General features: G+C 73.2%; 17 protein-coding genes. 10 read left to right on the forward strand and 7 right to left on the reverse strand.

What is annotated here, in order from left to right:
- Positions 1 to 181: 181 nt before the first annotated feature.
- The gene (locus ACF3NH_RS04160) at positions 182 to 1072 is read right to left on the reverse strand and encodes a LysR substrate-binding domain-containing protein (RefSeq protein ID WP_198368015.1); all 891 of its coding nucleotides are present in this window, start codon (positions 1070 to 1072) and stop codon (positions 182 to 184) included.
- Positions 1073 to 1185: 113 nt separating this feature from the next.
- Between ACF3NH_RS04160 and ACF3NH_RS04165 the strand changes: the two genes are divergently transcribed.
- A complete protein-coding gene (locus ACF3NH_RS04165; protein WP_422921952.1) occupies positions 1186 to 1437 on the forward strand; it encodes a DUF1127 domain-containing protein in 252 nt (83 codons plus the stop codon).
- A gap of 19 nt (positions 1438 to 1456) precedes the next feature.
- Here the strand turns inward: ACF3NH_RS04165 and ACF3NH_RS04170 are convergent, their stop codons facing one another.
- Entirely contained in the window at positions 1457 to 1786 is a 330-nt protein-coding gene (locus tag ACF3NH_RS04170; protein WP_422921953.1) for a hypothetical protein, read from the reverse strand.
- Between the two features lie 243 nt (positions 1787 to 2029).
- On the opposite strand from ACF3NH_RS04170, the gene serA reads away from it, so the two are divergent.
- From serA to ACF3NH_RS04200, 6 genes are all read left to right on the forward strand, one after another.
- Entirely contained in the window at positions 2030 to 3322 is a 1293-nt protein-coding gene (gene serA, locus ACF3NH_RS04175; RefSeq protein ID WP_422921954.1) for a phosphoglycerate dehydrogenase, read from the forward strand.
- Between the two features lie 119 nt (positions 3323 to 3441).
- Positions 3442 to 4293: a 3-deoxy-8-phosphooctulonate synthase gene (gene kdsA, locus ACF3NH_RS04180; protein ID WP_422921955.1), complete on the forward strand. Its 852-nt coding sequence runs from the start codon at positions 3442 to 3444 to the stop codon at positions 4291 to 4293.
- Positions 4290 to 5036: a 3-deoxy-manno-octulosonate cytidylyltransferase gene (locus ACF3NH_RS04185; protein WP_198368019.1), complete on the forward strand. Its 747-nt coding sequence runs from the start codon at positions 4290 to 4292 to the stop codon at positions 5034 to 5036. The genes kdsA and ACF3NH_RS04185 overlap by 4 nt, the downstream gene beginning before the upstream one ends.
- A gap of 172 nt (positions 5037 to 5208) precedes the next feature.
- Positions 5209 to 5394 carry a CsbD family protein gene (locus ACF3NH_RS04190; protein ID WP_198368020.1) on the forward strand — a complete coding sequence of 62 codons (186 nt, stop codon included), beginning with the start codon at positions 5209 to 5211 and terminating at the stop codon, positions 5392 to 5394.
- Positions 5395 to 5555: 161 nt separating this feature from the next.
- Positions 5556 to 6494, forward strand: coding sequence for a hypothetical protein (locus tag ACF3NH_RS04195; protein WP_232477430.1), 939 nt, complete (start codon positions 5556 to 5558; stop codon positions 6492 to 6494).
- 26 nt (positions 6495 to 6520) lie between these two features.
- A complete protein-coding gene (locus tag ACF3NH_RS04200) occupies positions 6521 to 6799 on the forward strand; it encodes a CsbD family protein (protein WP_198368021.1) in 279 nt (92 codons plus the stop codon).
- 71 nt (positions 6800 to 6870) lie between these two features.
- Here ACF3NH_RS04200 and ACF3NH_RS04205 read toward each other — a convergent pair whose 3' ends face one another.
- From ACF3NH_RS04205 to ACF3NH_RS04215, 3 genes are all read right to left on the reverse strand, one after another.
- On the reverse strand, positions 6871 to 7800 hold the full coding sequence (locus tag ACF3NH_RS04205) for a PPK2 family polyphosphate kinase (RefSeq protein ID WP_422921956.1): 930 nt from the start codon (positions 7798 to 7800) through the stop codon (positions 6871 to 6873).
- 118 nt (positions 7801 to 7918) lie between these two features.
- Complete coding sequence (locus ACF3NH_RS04210) at positions 7919 to 8344, reverse strand: OmpA family protein (protein WP_198368023.1); 426 nt, start codon at positions 8342 to 8344, stop codon at positions 7919 to 7921.
- Complete coding sequence (locus ACF3NH_RS04215) at positions 8341 to 9579, reverse strand: cupin domain-containing protein (RefSeq protein WP_422921957.1); 1239 nt, start codon at positions 9577 to 9579, stop codon at positions 8341 to 8343. Before ACF3NH_RS04215 ends, ACF3NH_RS04210 begins: the two co-directional genes overlap by 4 nt.
- A gap of 206 nt (positions 9580 to 9785) precedes the next feature.
- Between ACF3NH_RS04215 and ACF3NH_RS04220 the strand changes: the two genes are divergently transcribed.
- The 3 genes from ACF3NH_RS04220 (at position 9786) to ACF3NH_RS04230 (ending at position 16414) form a co-directional block, all read left to right on the forward strand.
- Complete coding sequence (locus ACF3NH_RS04220) at positions 9786 to 14486, forward strand: NAD-glutamate dehydrogenase (RefSeq protein ID WP_422921958.1); 4701 nt, start codon at positions 9786 to 9788, stop codon at positions 14484 to 14486.
- An 84-nt stretch (positions 14487 to 14570) separates the two neighbouring features.
- Entirely contained in the window at positions 14571 to 15833 is a 1263-nt protein-coding gene (locus ACF3NH_RS04225) for an MFS transporter (RefSeq protein WP_422921959.1), read from the forward strand.
- On the forward strand, positions 15830 to 16414 hold the full coding sequence (locus ACF3NH_RS04230; RefSeq protein WP_422921960.1) for a histidine phosphatase family protein: 585 nt from the start codon (positions 15830 to 15832) through the stop codon (positions 16412 to 16414). Before ACF3NH_RS04225 ends, ACF3NH_RS04230 begins: the two co-directional genes overlap by 4 nt.
- A 120-nt stretch (positions 16415 to 16534) precedes the next feature.
- On the opposite strand, the gene ACF3NH_RS04235 is transcribed toward ACF3NH_RS04230, so the two are convergent.
- Both ACF3NH_RS04235 and ACF3NH_RS04240 read right to left on the reverse strand, forming a co-directional pair.
- Entirely contained in the window at positions 16535 to 16972 is a 438-nt protein-coding gene (locus ACF3NH_RS04235; RefSeq protein ID WP_198368028.1) for a PaaI family thioesterase, read from the reverse strand.
- Positions 16973 to 17004: 32 nt separating this feature from the next.
- Positions 17005 to 17727 (reverse strand): aspartate/glutamate racemase family protein, encoded by a 723-nt coding sequence (locus ACF3NH_RS04240; RefSeq protein WP_422921961.1) that lies wholly within the window; start codon positions 17725 to 17727, stop codon positions 17005 to 17007.
- Between the last annotated feature and the right edge of the window lie 62 nt (positions 17728 to 17789).

Consider the following 17789-nt stretch of genomic DNA (forward strand, 5'->3'; position numbering starts at 1 on the left):
CTCTCTCATTCGCCGCCGGGGCAGGCCCGTCGGCGGTCTTCTTTCTTGGACGAAAGGAGAGAACGGCTCCGTACCGGCCGCGGCCCGCGATCAGGTCCGCTGGACCCTCGTCGCGGCCGGACACCCGATGCAGGCTCCCTCTCCCCTTCAAGTGAAGGAGAGCACTGCCCCGCCGCTGTCATCAAGCGCCGTTTGGCAGCCCACCGGGCTCGTGGCGGAAGCCCTCCACGATGTGGCGCTCCAGGGCCCGCGCCGAGGAACTCTCCGAGGCCCGGGCCAGGGCGATCTCGAACTCCGGCAGCGCCGGCAGCCCGTCCGCGGCATCGAGCATCCTCAGCCCCGGCGGCAGGGGGGCCGCCAGCCCGACCGTGATGGCGAGCCCCGCCAGGACCACGGCATGGGTGCCCATCTGCGCGCTGGAACTGTAGGTGAGGCGCCAGGGCACCCCGGCGGCGTCGAGCGCCGTCGTCGCCGCGGTGCGCCAGACGCAGCTGGGCTGCGCCAGCGACAGCTTCAGCGGCCGCTGGCGGTGCACCGCATGCGCCACCGAACCCACCCATTGCAGCGGACCGCGCCAGAGCGTGAGGCCGGCGCGCGGCTCGCGCTCATTGCCGGCCGAGTAGAGGCTGAGGTCGAGCTCGCCACGCTCCATCCGCTCCAGAAGCTCGTTGGAGGGCGCGCAGATCACCTCCAGCTCCACCGCCGGATGCGCCTCGGCGAAGCGGGCCAGAATCTCGGGCAGCCACAGCAGGACATAGTCGTCCGGCGTGCCCAGGCGGATCAGCCCGGCGATCTCGGGCGTGCGGAAATTGGCCAGCATCTCGTCATGCATGCTGAGCCAGGGGCGGGCGCGGTCCAGCAGCCAGGCGCCGTGCGGCGTCAGGGAGAAGCCGCGCGCGCCCCGCACCAGCAGCGGCTGGCCGAGCATCTCCTCGAGCCGGCGCATCTGCATCGAGACGGCGGACTGGGTTCGCCCCACGCGCTGCGCGGCGCGCGTCACGCTCGCGCCCTCGGCGATCAGCACGAAGGAGCGCAGCAGGTCGGGGTCCAGGCCTGGCGGGAGGGCAAGCATGGGATCAGCATCAACGATGCTGATGCCCATCGTCAAAACAATTCGTTTTTCTTATGTCGATGGCGCATCCATCCTGATGGCATCCGCCACCCTGAGAGGAAAGGCCACAGGCCATGTCCGCCTATCTCAGCCCTCCCCCCTCCTCGAACTGCGCCACCCCGCGCGCCCTGACCCCGCGGGTTTCCCCCAGGCCGACCGCCGGCGGATGGGGAGCCTTCCTCCGCCGCGCCCTGCACGCCATCGAAACCCGCCAGCAACTGGCCGAGATGGACGCGCGGATGCTCAAGGACATCGGGCTCAGCCGGGCCGAGGCCCTGGAGGAGGCCCATCGCGCCCCCTGGGATCTCGGCCGGCGGCGGCCCTGATCCCGGCCGCGGGAGCCGCTCAGGCGGCCAGGGGCCGGGCCGCCGTCCCGCGCAGCAGGGCTGCGGCCCAGCGCGGGGCCTCCCGCAGCAGGCCGTCCAGCCTGACGGGCGAGAGGGACTCGGCGTGCTCGCGCGCGGTCACGGCCTCCGCATCCCAGCCGGCCAGGGCCTCCGGCAGCGGCATGTTCTGCCCGCCCAGGGCCCGCGCCCGGCGGGCGGTGTCCAGGATGCGCGCCGCCGCGTCCAGCCGCAGGCGCTCGATCAGCTCGCCCCGGGCGATCTCGCCCAGCGCATCCATCATCACCCGCCGGCGCCCGGCCGGCGGCAGTTCCATCATTTCGACAGCCATGTCGGAATCTCCATTCGTTCCCCGCTTCTTCGGATGGCGGAGCATGAGACCGGGACATGGGCCGGGGCGGCCGGCGCCACAAGGCGCATCCGGCCCCGAGCCGCCCGTCTTCCGCATGGCTCCCCGCCCCCCATGTTTCTGGACAGGGCGAAGCGCCTCCTCACGGGCCTAACCGCCGACGCGGGCCTCGTCCGAGCGTTTCGCACTTCTCGAAAGCCCGTCGCCGGGGCATTGAACCCGCCCATGTCGAAGATCCAGCGCGCCATGCCGAACTCCCTGCCGCCGCAACTCTCGAACCAGCGGATCTCGCTGCCGAAGGACCGCATCCGGATCCTGTTGCTGGAAGGGGTGGCGGATACCGCCCTCTCGCTGCTGGCCGCCGCCGGCTACACCAATGTCCAGCGCGAGTCGAAGGCCCTGGAAGGCGAGGCGCTAAAGCAGGCGCTGCAGGGCGTCCATCTCCTCGGCATCCGCTCCCGCACCCAGCTCACGCGCGAGGTGCTGGAGGCGGCGGACCGGCTGATCGCCGTCGGCTGCTTCTGCATCGGCACCAACCAGGTCGATCTCGGCGCCGCCAAGAACCTCGGCATCCCGGTCTTCAACGCCCCCTTCTCCAACACCCGCAGCGTGGCGGAGCTGGTGATGGGCGAGATCATCATGCTGCTGCGACGCATCCCCGACCGCTCCCGCAGCGCGCATGAGGGCGGCTGGGACAAGTCGGCGGCGAACAGCCGCGAGGTGCGCGGCAAGACGCTCGGCATCGTCGGCTACGGCAATATCGGCAGCCAGCTCTCGGTCATGGCCGAGGCGCTGGGCATGCGCGTGGTCTATTTCGACACCGTGCCCAAGCTGCCGCACGGCAATGCCGTCGCCGCCGCCAGCCTGACCGACCTGCTCGGCGCCGCCGATGTGGTCAGCCTCCATGTCCCCGAGACCCCCGCCACCGAGGGGATGATCGGCGCCGCCGAGGTCGCCGCCATGCGGCCCGGCGCCATCCTGATCAACAATGCCCGCGGCAAGGTGGTGGATCTGCAGGCGGTGGCCGATGCGCTGCGCACCGGCCATCTGCTCGGCGCCGCCGCCGATGTCTTCCCCGAGGAGCCGAAGCGCAATGGCGAGCGCTTCTCCTCCCCGCTGCAGGGCCTGCCCAACGTCATCCTGACGCCGCATATCGGCGGCAGCACCGAGGAGGCGCAGGATCGCATCGGCGAGGAGACGGCGCGCAAGCTCTCCGACTATTCGGACACCGGCGCCACGCTGGGCGCGGTCAACTTCCCCGAGGTGACGCTGCCGGCGCGGCCCTCCGGCACCCGCTTCATGCATGTCCACCGCAACGCCCCCGGCGTGCTGGCGGCGATGAACGAGGTGTTCAGCCGCTTCAGCCTGAACATCAGCGCCCAGTATCTGCAGACCGATCCCGAGATCGGCTATGTCGTGGTCGATGCGGAGCAGGTGCTGGAGCCCGAGGCGGTGCTGGCGGCGCTGCGCGAGATCCCCGGCACGCTGCGCGCCCGGCTGCTCTACGAGCGGCACTGAACGAACGGCCCCGGGCGGCGGCGGCTGGCCCGCGCCGGCCCCGGCGGTTAAGTAAGCGCTGATCTATCGGGCGAGGGTGGGCGCGCGCCCGGCCTCGCCGTGTTTCCGGAGGCCGCGTCATGCTCCCCCCCAATCCCATCGTCGAGATCGGCGCCGTCCGCTTCGGCAACCACCTGCCCGTGGCCGTCATCGCCGGCCCCTGCCAGATGGAGAGCCGCCAGCACGCGCTCGAGACGGCGCAGGCGCTGAGGGAGATCGCGGCCCGGCTCGGCATCGGCCTCGTCTACAAGACCTCCTTCGACAAGGCGAACCGCACCAGCGCCAGCGCCGCGCGCGGCATGGGGATGGCGGCCGCCCTGCCGGTGTTCGCCGAGATCCGCGAGAGCCTCGGCCTGCCCGTGCTGACCGACGTGCACGAGCGCGAGCACTGCGCGCCGGTGGCCGAGGTGGTGGACATCCTGCAGATCCCGGCCTTCCTCTGCCGCCAGACCGACCTGCTGCTGGCCGCCGCCGCCACCGGCCGGGCCGTCAATGTCAAGAAGGGGCAGTTCCTGGCGCCCTGGGACATGGCCCATGTGGTCGAGAAGCTGACCGGCGCGGGCAATCCGAATGTCCTGCTGACCGACCGCGGCACCAGCTTCGGCTACAACACGCTGGTCTCCGACTTCCGTGGCCTGCCGGTCATGGCCCGCACCGGCGCGCCGGTGATCTTCGACGCCACCCATTCGGTGCAGCAGCCGGGCGGCCAGGGCGGTTCCTCCGGCGGGCAGCGGGAGTTCGTCCCCGTCCTCGCGCGCGCCGCCGTGGCGGTGGGCGTCGCCGGGCTGTTCATCGAGACCCACCAGGACCCGGACCGGGCGCCCTCGGACGGCCCCAACATGGTGCCGCTCGCCGCGTTCGAACCGCTGCTGGCCCAGCTGATCGCGCTCGACCGGCTGAGCAAGGCGCAGCAGGCGGAGGCGTCGGCGTGAACCCCGTCGTCCTGATCCCCTCGCGGCTGGCGGCGACGCGCCTGCCCAACAAGCCGCTGGCCGATCTGCATGGCGAGCCGATGATCGTCGCCGTCTGGCGCCGCGCCGTCGAGGCCGACGTCGCCCCGGTCTGGATCGCCACCGACACGCCGGCCATCGCCGAGGCCGTGCGGGCCGCCGGTGGGCAGGCGGTGCTCACCGCGCCGGACCATCCCTCCGGCTCCGACCGGGTCTTCGAGGCGCTGAACCGGATCGACGCCGAGCATCGCTTCGATGCCGTGATCAACGTGCAGGGTGACCTGCCGACCGTGGCCCCCGCCACCATCCGCGCCGCCGCGCAGCCGCTCTCGGACCCGGAGGTGGCTATCGGCACCGCTGTCGCGCCGATCCTGCGCCAGGAGGAGCGCGAGGCGTCCAGCGTGGTCAAGATGGTGGGCACGCCGCTCGGGGCGGGACGCTTCCGCGCGCTCTATTTCACCCGCGCCCAGGCACCCTGGGGCGAGGGGCCGCTCTACCACCATATCGGCCTCTATGCCTGGCGGCGCGAGGCGCTGGCGCGCTTCGTCCGGCTGCCGCCGTCCACCCTGGAGCAGCGCGAGAAGCTGGAGCAGCTCCGCGCCCTGGAGGCGGGGATGCGGATCGACGCGATGGAGGTGGCCGAGGTGCCGCTTGGCGTCGATACGCCCGAGGACCTGGAGCGCGCCCGCGCCATCCTGCGGGGCCGGCTGCCCAGCGGCGGCTGACCGACCCTCGTCGCGGCACCGGCGCTTCCTGCCTGCCGCTCCCCCGGGCCTCCCGTGTTGCGGGAAGCGCTGTCGCAACCAATGCAAGGCCCCGGCCGTTTCCCTGTCAGAGCCACCATGATGAGTGGCCGGGCGGCAATTCTGCCGCGCCGACAATGAAAGCAGGAAAGCCATGGTCGACAAGGATCGCATCGAGGGCGCCGCCAAGCAGGCCAAGGGCGCCATCAAGGAAGCCGCCGGCAAGGTGACCGGCAGCACCTCGACCGAGATCGAAGGCAAGGCCGACAAGGCCGAGGGCAAGGCGCAGAGCGCCGCCGGCAAGGTCAAGGACGCGGCGCGGGATACCGTCAGCCGCTGATCGCTGCAGCCTGCTGAGGCGGCCAGAAGACGACCGGCCGGGGACGTCGCCATCGCGCGCCCCCGGACGCTCGCTCCGTGCCGCCGCTCCGCCGCGCCGGCACCCCGGCGCGCGACCAGGAAAGCCTTCAGACTGGCCCTGACCGGCCGGAGATGGAACCGATGCCAAGCAGCACGACCGCAGATTCCTATGGGGCCAGCGTCCAGGGCGCACCCAGCCTGCACACCCGCATCTCCTGGGGAGCCGTTTTCGCCGGCACCGTGATCGCCATCTCGGTGGGCGCGACCCTCAATATCCTGGGCGCCGCCATTGGCGCCAACCTGGTGGACACCACCCAGCAGACGACGCCCGAAGCCAGCAGCTTCGGCATCGGCGGTGGCATCTGGCTGCTGCTCTCCAACCTGATCGGCCTCGGCCTCGGCGCCTATGCGGCGGCGCGCCTTTCCGGCACCGCCGACGGCACGGACGGCACGCTGCACGGCCTGGCCACCTGGGGAACCACCACCCTGCTCACCGCCCTCGTGCTGGGCAGCGTCGCGGGCAGCGCCATCTCCACCGTGGGCAGCGGCGTCAGCAGCATCGTCGGCGGCGCGGCGCGCGGGGCGGGCAACCTGGCCTCCGCCGCCGGCAGCGAGGTTTCCGAGCGCACCGGCAATGACACGCTGCAATCCGCCGCGCAGCAGGTGATCGACCGCGCGCGCAACGCCCTCACCGCCACCGGCGGCGACCCGGCACAGATGAACAGTGACCAGCGCAAGGCCGAGATCGGCCGACTGGTGGGCCAGCGCCTGACGGATGGCCAGCTGCCCCAGCAGGACCGCGACCGCCTGGTGAACCTGGTGGCCGCCGAGGCGGGCGTCAGCCCCGACGAGGCGCGGGCTCGCATCCAGCAGGCCGAGCAGCAGGCGCAGCAGACTCTGGAGCAGGCGGAGCGGCAGGCCCGCGAGGCGGCCGATGCCGCGGCCCGCGCGGCCTCCCTCGCCGCCTACTTCGCCTTCGGCACCCTGCTGCTGGGCGCCATCGTCGCCATCCTGGGCGCACGCGCCGGAACCCGCGCCACCTATGCCGACCGCCCTTTGGCCCGCAGCGCCTATCGTTGATCGAACCTGAGAGGAACAACATCATCATGAACAGCGACCGTATCGAAGGCACCACCCGCGACGTCACCGGCCGTGTGCAGGAAGGCTTCGGCAAGCTGACCGGCGACGAGCAGCACCAAGCCGAGGGGCTGGCCAAGCAGGTCGCCGGCCGCGCCCAGGAAGCCTATGGCGAGGCCAAGGACTATGCCCAGCATGCCGGGGAGCGGGTGGTCCGCGTGGTGGAGCAGCAGCCGGTGACCTCGCTGCTGATCGTCGGCGCCATCGGCTACGTGCTGGGCCTGTTGACGTCCCGCCGCTGGGACTGAACCAACCGCCGGACCGGATTGCACCCGGTCAGGGCGCGGAACCGCAAGGCCGGTTCCGCGCCCGTCGCGTTTCAGGGGACCCGCGTCTCAGGGGACCCGCGTTCCGGGACCGGGCCGGTCTCCGCCTCCAGCGCCTGCCTGGCCTCCGCCATGGCCTTCAGGCCCGCCTCGGTCATCTTCGGGTAATGCGGATCGATGCCCTCGAGCGCCTCGATCATGGCCTCGACGACGATCAGCCGGGTCATCCACTTCTGGTCCGCCGGCACCACATACCAGGGCGCGTGCGGCGCGGCGGTGGCGCGGATCGCCGCTTCATAAGCCTCCTGATAGGCCGTCCAGTGCCGCCGCTCGGCGATGTCTGAAGGCTCCAGCTTCCAGTTCTTCTCGGGCTCGCGGATGCGGTCGAGGAAGCGACTGCGCTGCTCCTCCGGGCTCAGGTGCAGGAAGAACTTCAGAACCACCATGCCCTGCCGCGCGAGATAGCGCTCATAGGCGGCGATATCCTCCAGCCGCTGGTCCCAGATCTCCGGCGAGACCACCTCGGGCGGCAGCTTCTGCCGCTCCAGGATGGAGGGATGCAACCGCACCACCAGCACCTCCTCATACCAGGAGCGGTTGTGGATGCCGATCATCCCGCGACTCGGCAGGCGCAGCACATGACGGCGCATGAAGTCCATGTCGAGTTCGACCGGCCCCGGCGCCTTGAAGGCATGGACCTGACAGCCCTGCGGATTGAGGCCGGTGAACACGTGCTTGATGGCCCCGTCCTTGCCCGCGGCGTCCATCGCCTGGAACATGACGAAGACCGCGTGGCGGTCCTGGGCGTAGAGCCGATCCTGCAGCTCCGAGAGGCGGGCCACGCCTTCCTGCAGCAGCTTCTTGGCATCGCCGCGATTCAGGTCGTCGGTCTTGTGTCGGGTCGGGTGGTCGGCCAGCCGGAAGTCCTTGCCGTGCTCGACGCGGCAGGCGGCGGTAAGGCGTTGGGCGATGTCGCGGGGCATGGGGCGTCCTTCTTCTGCACGGCGCGCGCCCTCCCGCCGCCTCCGCGCGCGGGGTCGCCGCCGGAAGGCTAGCGCGACGATCCCCCGCCGGGTTGCCGCCGCGCCCCGGGGGGGCGGTTCAGGGAAGCACGACGATGGTGACGCTGCGCGCCTCGCGGTTGGGCGTGCGGGTGGCGAAGCCCGGGTTGCGCGCCTCGGCGCGGATGCGGTCCCGTTCGATGCCATGCTCGACGGAAAGCATCTCCGAGATCTCTCGCGCCCGCTGTGCCGCGAGTTGGGTGCTGGTGGCCTGCCCCCCTTCCCGCACCGCATGTCCGAGGACGCAGAGGTTGCGGGCCGGATTCTCCCGGGCCAGGGCGGCGGCGGCCGCCACCGGGGTGCGGGCGGCCTCGCCCGGCCGGGCGCTGCGGGGCGCGAAGGGCACCTCGAAGACATCGTCCTCCAGCTTCTCGGCGCCGACGCAGTTGAACTCGCGCGGCTGCGCCAGCGCGGCGGAACTGGCGGCCAGGGCCAGCAGCAGGGCCGGCAACAGAAGAGGCATCATGTCGGGGCCAGGACTCCGGACTGGGCCAGGCGCCGCAGCAGCGCGGCGGCCTCCACGGCGGGATGGGCCGAACGCAACTCGGTCTCGGTACTGTCCGGGCGGCTCAGCAGCCAGTTCGCCGCCTCGGCCTCGGCGGGGGCGAGCGTCACCGCCCCGCCCGGCGCCTTCAGCACCCATTCGGCGCCGCGCCGCACCGCCTTGGCCCCCGGCACCAGCACGCGGAAGGCCGCGCCCTCGGCCTCGGCACCCCCTCCGGCGAGGCCGGCACCGGCCGCCGCCGGGGCGATGCCGCGCGCCGCCAGCAGGTCGTTGCCGCCCCGGCGATGGCGGTAGTCGGCGACGAACTTCGCCAGCACCTCCATCACCTTCGGGTCGCGCGTCAGCTCCGACAGGCGCTGGCCCAGCTGCGCGGCGCGGCTGGTGAGGGCGAACCTCGCCGCCGCGCTGCCGTCCTGCCGCGGCAGGGGCTGGCGGAAGGCGGGCTCGTACAGCACCCGCTCCAGCAGCATGTTCATCAGGTCCATCCCCAGCGGCGCGCTGACGCCATAGGCGATGTGGACCGAGCTCGGCGCCTCGGCCAGGGCGTCATGGTACCAGCCGCGCGGCAGGTAGAGCAGGTCGCCGGCCTTCACCGTCACCTTGCCGCGCAGCTTCCCCTTGGCCTGGTCGTGATGCGCCTGGCCCAGGCTGCGGAAGGCGGGATGGGCGATCGGCCATTCGGCCCGCCCCTCCCAGATGTTCCAACTCTTCTCGCCCTCGACCTGGACGGCCCAGACGTCATGCGTGTCGAAATGGGAGGGGAAGGCCTTATGGCTCTGCCAGGAGATGTAGACATTGGCCTGGGCCTTGCCGAGCCCGGCCTCCTCCAGTGCGTCCGAGACGGCGGCGAGGCCCGGCGTCAGGCTGTCCACGTCGTTCATCACGATCGAGGCGCCGCGCCCGACCCATTGCGCCACCATCCGCGCATCCGGCTGCTGCACCGGGGTGTTGTCCCGCCCGGTGGCGCGGACGCAGTACTGCTCGGGCGGCACCGGCGTGCCGTCCAGCACCAGCTTGAGCGACTGGCTGGACCAGATGTGCGTCTGGTCCAGCAGGCGGTTGATCTGCCGCCAGGACAACACCGCGGCGAACTTGGCGGCACCCCCCTGAACGTGCAGCGGCTGCTTGTCATAATACTCGGCGAAGAACTGCTCCGGCGTGATCGGGGCGAGGAGATCGGCGAGCGTCAGGGTCATGGCCGCAGGTTAACCCTGGAAGGGCGGCGGCGGCCAGGGGGGTCGAGGAGGGGTCCGGCTCCCCCTGACATCTCCTCTCCGACCGCCCATCGACGCCAAAGAATCATGCAGCCTGCCAAGAAAAGCGGCACGCCATGCCTTGAACCGGATAGCCCGGCGGCCGATCCTGCCAGAAGGGCTGAAACCGAGCGAAGGAGGCGAAGGGCATGCCGGAAGGCGATATCCACGGTGGCGGGGTACGCGTCGAGCTGCTGCGCGCGGCTGTCGAGGCCCTGCACCGACACGCGCCCGACCTCCCCCCGGCGGCCACCGAACTGCTGCACCGGCTGAGCGAGGCCCTGCCCACCGCGGAGCTGGCGGCCGAGCCGCCGGAACGGCTGGCCCGGGCCGCCGCCAGCCTTTTCGCCCATGCCGCCGAGCGGCAGCCCGGCAGCGCCAAGGTGCGGCTCCTGCCGCCGGGGCCCGGGCGGGGCGCCGTGGCGGTGGCCGAGATCGCCACCGAGGACATGCCCTTCCTGGTCGACAGCGTCCTGGCGGCCCTGGCGCTCTCCGGCCGCACGCCGCACCGGCTCCTGCATCCGGTGCTGCGCGTCCGGCGCGACGCGGCCGGGCGGCTGCTCGAATTCGCCCCCGAGGGCACCGCCGAAAGCCTGATGCATATCGAGATCGCCCCCGGCCAGGCGCGCCAGATCGGCGGCGGCGAGCCGCCGCGGGAGGGCTGGGCGGCCACCGAGGCGGCGCTGAACCGCGCCCTGACCGAGGTCCGGCTGGCGGTGCGGGACTTCCCCGCCGTGCTGGAGCGGCTCCGCCAGGCCGGCGGGGAGATCGGCGCCGGCGGCGATGCGGGCGCTGATATCGAGGCCGGCCGCGCCTTCCTCGCCTGGCTCGCGGAGGACAACTTCGTCTTTCTCGGCCACCGGCTGATCCGCTTCGGCCGTGACGGCGCGCCGGACATGGCGGAGGATCACCTGGGCCTGCTGCGCGACGAGAGCCTGCCGGTCTTCGATGCGCTGCGCGACCTCGCCGCCGTGCCGCCCGCCGTGCGCGCCTCGCTGCGGGAAGGCGCGCCGCTGGCCATCGCCAAGGCCAATATGCGCGCCCGCGTGCATCGCCCGCAGCATGCCGACGTGATCGCCACCAAGGTCTTCGGCCCCGGCGGCGAGGTCGCCGGGGTGCGGCTCTTCCTCGGCCTCTTCGCCGCCTCGGCGTATAATCGCAACCCGCGCAGCATTCCCTGGCTCGCCTCCAAGGTGGAGCGCATCCTGGCCATGGCGGGGGTGCAGCCCGACAGTCATGACGGCCGCGCGCTGCGCAACATCCTCGACACCTGGCCGCGCGACGAGCTGTTCCAGGCCGACGACGCCTCGGTCCTGGCCGGCGCCCACCGGGCGCTCGACCTGTTCATCCGCCCGCGCCCGGCGCTGTCGATCCGCCGCGACCCCTTCGAGCGCTTCATCTCGGCCATCGCCTGGCTGCCGCGCGACACCTTCGACACCCGCCTGCGCGAGAAGGTCGGCGGCATCATCGCCCGCGCCTTCGGCGGCCGCCTCTCCGCCTTCCACATCGCGCTCGGCGACACGCCGCTGGCACGGGTGCACTACATCATCGGCACGGTGCCGGGCGCCGTGGCCGAGGTGGAGGACACGGCGCTGGAGGCGGCCGTCGCCCAGGCCGCCCGCTCCTTCGCCGACCGGCTGGGCGAGGCGCTGACCGCCGAGCGCGGCGAGGCCGCCGCCGCCGAGGCCGTGGCCCGCTGGGGCGAGGCCTTCCCCGATGCCTATGCCGACCTCCACAGCGCCGAAACCGCGCTGGCCGACCTGCGGCTGGTGGAGGCGGCCACGGCGACCGGCCGCCCGGCGGCGCGGATCGAGCGGCGCCCCGGCACCGGCCGGCGCAGCCTGGTGCTCCGCCTGGCCCATCCCGGCGGGCCGGTTCCGCTGGCCGATGTGCTGCCGGTCTTCGAGAGCCTGGACCTGCGCGCCATCGAGGAATGGCCCTTCCACCTGCGCGAGGGCGAGACGACCCGCGCCGTGCTGCATGTCTTCAACCTGGAGACCGGCGGCGAGCTCGACGAGGAGCGCTTCCCGCTCCTGCTGGAGGCGCTGGAGGCGCTGCAGTCCGGCCGGGCGGAAGTGGACGGCTTCAACCGGCTGGTGCCGCGGGCCGGCCTGGCCTGGCGCGAGGCCTGGCTGCTGCGCGCCCTGTTCCGCTGGCTGAAGCAGCTCGGCTTCACCTTCGCGCAAGGCTCGGTCGAGGCGGCGCTGGCCGCCACGCCGCAGGCCGCGCGGCTGCTGATCGACCTGTTCCACGCCCGCTTCGACCCTGCCCCGGAGGGCGACCGCGCGGCGGCCGAGGACCGCGCCGAGGCCGCCTGGGCGGCGCTGATGGAGACGATCGAGGACCCGGATGCCGACCGCATCCTCTCGCGCCTGCGCACCGCCCTCGAGGCCGTGCTGCGGACCAACTTCTATCAGGACAAGCCCTATCTGGCGCTGAAGATCGACAGCGCGAAGGGCGGCGAGATGCCGGCGCCGCGCCCCTGGCGCGAGATCTTCGTGCACGCCCCGCACATGGAGGGCTGCCATCTGCGCGCCGGTCCGGTGGCGCGCGGCGGCATCCGCTGGTCCGACCGCCGCGAGGATTTCCGCACCGAGATCCTGGGGCTGATGAAGGCGCAGCGGCTCAAGAACGTCGTCATCGTGCCGACCGGCGCCAAGGGCGGCTTCGTGCTGAAGGGCACCGTGCCGCCGGCCAGCGACCGCGAGGCCTTCATGGCCACCGGCATCGCCGCCTACCGGACGCTGATCCGCGCCATGCTGGACGTGACCGACAACCTGAAGGGCGAGGCCGTGGTGCCGCCGCCCCTGGTGGTCCGCCGCGATGGCGACGACCCCTATATTGTCGCCGCCGCCGACAAGGGCACGGCGACCTTCAGCGACATCGCCAACGGGCTGGCGCAGGAATACGGCTTCTGGCTGGACGACGCCTTCGCCTCCGGCGGCAGCCAGGGCTACGACCACAAGGCCATGGGCATCACCGCCAAGGGCGCCTGGGTGATGATCGGGCGGCACTTCGCCGAGATGGGCCACGACATCCAGGCCGAGCCCTTCAGCATGGTGGGCGTCGGCGACATGTCGGGCGACGTCTTCGGCAACGGGCTGCTGGTGTCCCGCAAGACCCGGCTGCTGGCGGCCTTCGACCACCGCCACATCTTCATCGACCCCGACCCGGACCCGGAACGCTCCTATGCCGAGCGCGCCCGGCTCTTCGCCCTGCCGCGCTCCTCCTGGGCGGATTACGATGTCCGGCTGGTCAGCGAAGGGGGCGGCGTCTATCCGCGCAACGCCCGCTCCATCTCCCTCTCCGCGCAGGCGCGCGCCCTGCTCGGCATCGCGCAGGAGAAGCCCGATCCGGCGACGGTGATGAAGGCGATCCTGCGGGCGAAGGTGGACCTGCTCTACTTCGGCGGCATCGGCACCTACATCAAGGCCGCCTCCGAGAGCCAGGCCGAGGCCGGCGACCGCGCCAACGACGCCATCCGCGTCGACGGGCGCGAGGTGCGCGCCCGGGTCATCGGCGAGGGCGCCAATCTCGGCGTCACCCAGGCCGGGCGCATCGAGGCGGCGCGGCACGGGGCGGAGGGCCATGGCGTGCGCCTCAACACCGACGCGCTCGACAATTCCGCCGGCGTCTCGACCTCGGATCACGAGGTGAACATCAAGATCCTGCTGTCGGACGCCATCGCCGCCGGGGCGCTGACGCTGCGCCAGCGCGACGAGTTGCTGCGCCGCATGACCGACGAGGTCGGCGCCCTGGTGCTGCGCGACAACACCGAGCAGTCGCTCGCCATCTCGCTGGAGGCGGCGGCGGGGGCGGAGGCGCTGCCGGCGCATGCGGCGCTGATGGCGCGGCTGGAGGGCATCGGCCTGCTGGACCGCGCCGTGGCCGGCCTGCCGGACGCCGCGGCCCTGGCCGATCGCATCGCCGCCGGCCAGCCGCTCACCCGGCCGGAACTGTCCGCGCTGCTCCCCTTCGCCAAGCTGTGGCTGGCCGAGGCGATCGAGGCCGGCGACCTGCCGGACGATCCGGCCCTGCTGCCGCTGCTGGAGGAGTATTTCCCCACCGAGCTGCGGCGCGACTTCGCCCCCTTCATCGCCCGCCACCGGCTGCGGCGCGAATTGCTGGCGACCATCCTGGCCAATGCCGTGGCCAACCGCCTGGGCCCGGCCGAGCTGGCCCGCCTCGCCGCGGGCAGCGAGCCCGGCAGCGTCGCCCGCGCCGCCATCCTGGCCGACCGGCTGTTCGGGCTGGAGGAGGCGGCGCGGGCCGCCGATGCCGCCCCGGCGCCGGCGGCGGAGCGCTACGGCGCCCTGCTGGCGCTGCGGCAGCTGCAGGCGGCGACGGCGCGCGACCTGCTGGCCATGCCGGAGACGGAGCTGCCCCTGCGCGACGCGCTGGACCGGCTGCGGCCCGGCGTCGCCAGCCTGGTCTCCACCGAGACCGCCACCGCCGAGCCGGCCGCCCCGGGCCTGCCGGAGCATGTGGCGCGGCTGGCCGCCGCGGCGCCCGCCCTGGCGGCGGCGCCGGCCATCATCCGGCTCGCCACCGAGGCCGGGGTGCCGCCGGCCCAGGCGGCGGCGGCCTGGAGGGAGGCGGGGGACGGCTTCCATCTGACGGCGCTGCGGCAGGCGGCGAACCGCGCCGCCGCCACCGGCCCCTTCGGCACCCGCGCCAAGGCGGCGCTGCTGGACGACCTCGCGGGGCTGCAGGCCCGGCTGGCCGGGGCCGCGCTGCGCGGCGCCCTGCCCCGGGCGGAGGCGGCCATCCGCATCGCCCAGGAAGCGGCGGCGCGGCCCGACCTCGCCGGCGTCACCGTGGCGGTGCGGGAGCTGGCCAAGGTGGCCTGAACCCGGCCAGGGGCCGTGCGCTTTCCCTGGGCCATGGCCGGGCGCCCCTGGCCATGGCCGCCCCCACCGGGCATGGTCACGCCCATGCCGGCATATCCGACCCTGAAGATCTGGGCCTGGGCGCTCTACGACTGGGCCAACAGCGCCTTTCCCACCGTTGTCTCCACCTTCGTCATCGCCGCCTACTTCACCCAGGGCATCGCCGCCACGCCCGCCGAGGGGCAGGCGATGTGGGGCTGGATGCAGACGGCGGCGGGCCTCGCCATCGCCCTCCTCTCCCCCGTGCTGGGCGCGGTGGCCGATGCCGGCGGGCGGCGGCGCGCCATGCTGCTGCTCTGCACGCTGCTCACGGCCCTCTGCACCGGCCTTCTCTGGTTCGCCGAGCCCGATCCCGCCTTCGCCGTCCAGGCGCTGGTCTGCGTCGGCCTCGCCACGGTGGGGTTCGAGCTGGGCACGGTCTTCTACAACGCCATGCTGCCCGGCGTGGCACCCCCGGCGCGGCTCGGGCGCATCTCCGGCCTGGCCTGGGGGCTGGGCTATGCCGGGGGGCTGGCCTGCCTGGTGCTCTGCCTGCTGCTGCTGGTCCGGCCCGATCCCGCGCTCTTCGGCCTGGACCGCGACGCGGCCGAGCATCTGCGCGCCACCGCCCTGCTGGTCGCGGCCTGGATGCTGCTCTTCGGCTGGCCGGTGCTGGCCCTGCTCCCCGATCCGCCACCGCCGCGCCCGGGCTGGGCGGAGGCGGCGCGGCGCGGGCTGGACGAGATCGCCGGCGTGCTGCGCGGCCTGCCGCGCAACCCGGCCGTCGGCCGCTTCCTGCTGGCGCGGCTGTTCTACACCGACGGGCTCAACACCCTCTTCGCCTTCGGCGCCGTCTACGCCGCCGGTGTCTTCGGCATGGGCTTCGAGGAGATCCTGCTCTTCGGCATCGCGCTCAACATCACCGCCGGCCTCGGCGCCGCCGGCTTCGGCCTGATCGAGGACCGGCTGGGCTCGCGGCGGACCATCCTGGCCGCGCTGGCCGCCCTGCTGATCCTCGGCCTCGGCCTGGTGCTGACCACGGACAAGACGCTCTTCTGGGGGCTGGCGCTGCTGCTCGGCCTGTTCCTCGGCCCGGCGCAGTCGGCCTCGCGCAGCTACATGGCGCAGCTCGCCCCGCCCGGCGAGGTGGCGGCGCATTTCGGCCTCTTCGCGCTCTCGGGCCGCATCACCGGCTTCCTCGGCCCGGCCGCCCTGGCGGCGGTGACCACGGCGACGCAGAGCCAGCGCGCCGGCATGGCCACGGTGCTGGTCTTCCTGGCGCTCGGCGCCATCATCCTGCTGACGGTGCGGGAGCCGCGGCGCGCATGAGCCTCGTCCATCTGATCACCCATCCCGAGGTCGCCATCGACCCCGCCATCCCGGTGCCGGACTGGGGCCTGTCGGAGCGCGGCCGGGTGCGGGCCCTGGCCATGCCGCGCCAGAGCTGGGCCCGAAGGCTGCGGCTCGTCGCCAGCAGCGCGGAGCGCAAGGCGCGCGAGACGGCGGCGATCCTGGCCGCGCCGCTCGGGCTCGAGGTCGTGGTCGATGCCGGACTCGGCGAGAATGACCGCAGCGCCACCGGCTTCCTGCCCGGCCCGGAGTTCGAGGCCACGGCGGACCTGTTCTTTGCCCATCCCGAGGCGAGCATCCGGGGTTGGGAGCGCGCCGTCGATGCCCAGGCCCGCATGGTGGCGGCGGTCGGGCGGGTGCTGGGCCTGGCCGAAACGCCGGGCGATATCGCCATCGTCGCGCATGGCGCGGTGGGAGCGCTGCTGCTCTGCCACCTGGCGGGACAGCCGATCAGCCGGGCGGCGGACCAACCGGGCGAGGGTGGCGGGAATGTCTTCACCTTCGGCCGCCAGGACCGCGCGCTGCGGCAGGGCTGGCGGCGGATCGAGGCGGCGTCCTAGGCCGGGCGGAGCGTCCGCGAGGGGCCCACCAGGAGGCCGGAAGGCCCGGAAGGCCTTCGCCCCCTGGCGCCCCTTTTCCTTCATCGGGCCCAGCTTCGGCGGGCGCGGGCGGCGGGACGGTCAGGCGCCTTCGGCCGGGCTGCCCTCGACGCTCTCGCTGCCCTTGCGCCAGCGGTGGGTGGAGGCGCCGAAGGCCACCATCCGGCCCGCGGCGTCGAAGACCTCCGTGCGGGCGAAGAAGATGTTGCGGCCGCGCGAGACCACCTTGCCCTCCGCCACGATCTCGCCCCCGCTGACCTGCCCGGTGAAGCGGCAGTCGAGATCGATGGTCACCGCCTTGCGGAGGTTGCCCGGAACGCTGCACCACAGGCCGGCGAAGGCGGCCGCCTGGTCGATCAGCGACAGCATCACCCCGCCATGGACGATGCCGCTGCGGTTCATGTGCTGCGGCCCGGCGTCGCAGACGACACGGGCGAAGCCGTCCCGCCATTCGATCAGGCGGATGCCGAGCAACTCGTGATAGGGCGGGGGCGGGTCGGAAAGATCGGTCCTGGACATGGCGCTTTCGTGCGCCGGCATGTTGCGCCGCGTCAAGGCTCCAGCCGCGCCGCCAGGGCCGGGGCGAGGCCGGTGGTCGGCGTGGCGCCCGGACCCGCGGGCACCGGCAGCGGACGCGCCGCGACGCGCAGCAGGCAGTCCAGACTGTCCAGCACCGGAACCGGCAGGCGCGGCGCCAGGCGCGGCGCGAGCCCGGCCAGCCCCGCGCCGCCCAGCACCACGACGCCGGCCCCCGCCGCGACCGCTTCCGCCGCCTCTGCCGCCAGCAGATCCAGCGCCCGCTCGGGCTCGCGGGCGATCATGTCCCCGGTCGGCGCCACCGCGCGCACCAGGACCGAGCCGGGCGCGCATCCCCGGCTGGCGGCGAATTCCTCCAGCATCGGCACCCAGGCCGCGCCGCCGGTCAGCAGGGCCACGCGGGGCGCCATCTCCAGCGCCACTCGCAGGCTCGCATCGGCCATGCCGGTCACCGGGATGCCGGCCAGCTCGCGCGCCGCGTCCAGCCCGGGATCGCCGAAGCAGGCGATGGCAATGGCCTCCACCAAGCCCGCGTGTTCGGCGACCCGCTCCAGCACCGCATGGCCGGCAATGGCGGCGGCGGTGCGGCTGGCGATGTAGCGGGCGCCGAACCGGGCCGTCGCCGGAATCAGCCGGAGGTGAGCGAGGCCGAGGCCCGGCAGCGCCGCCTCGGCGAGGCGCAGCATGCGGCCGGTCATGGCGGCGTCGGTATTGCCGTTCAGAAGCAGGATTCGCACAGGCTTCGGACCTTCCCGGAGAACCGGCGCAGGATAGCGGCGCCACGCCGCGCGGGGCAGCC

Source organism: Pseudoroseomonas sp. WGS1072 (genome assembly GCF_049340465.1).
Classification (GTDB): Bacteria; Pseudomonadota; Alphaproteobacteria; order Acetobacterales; family Acetobacteraceae; genus Pseudoroseomonas.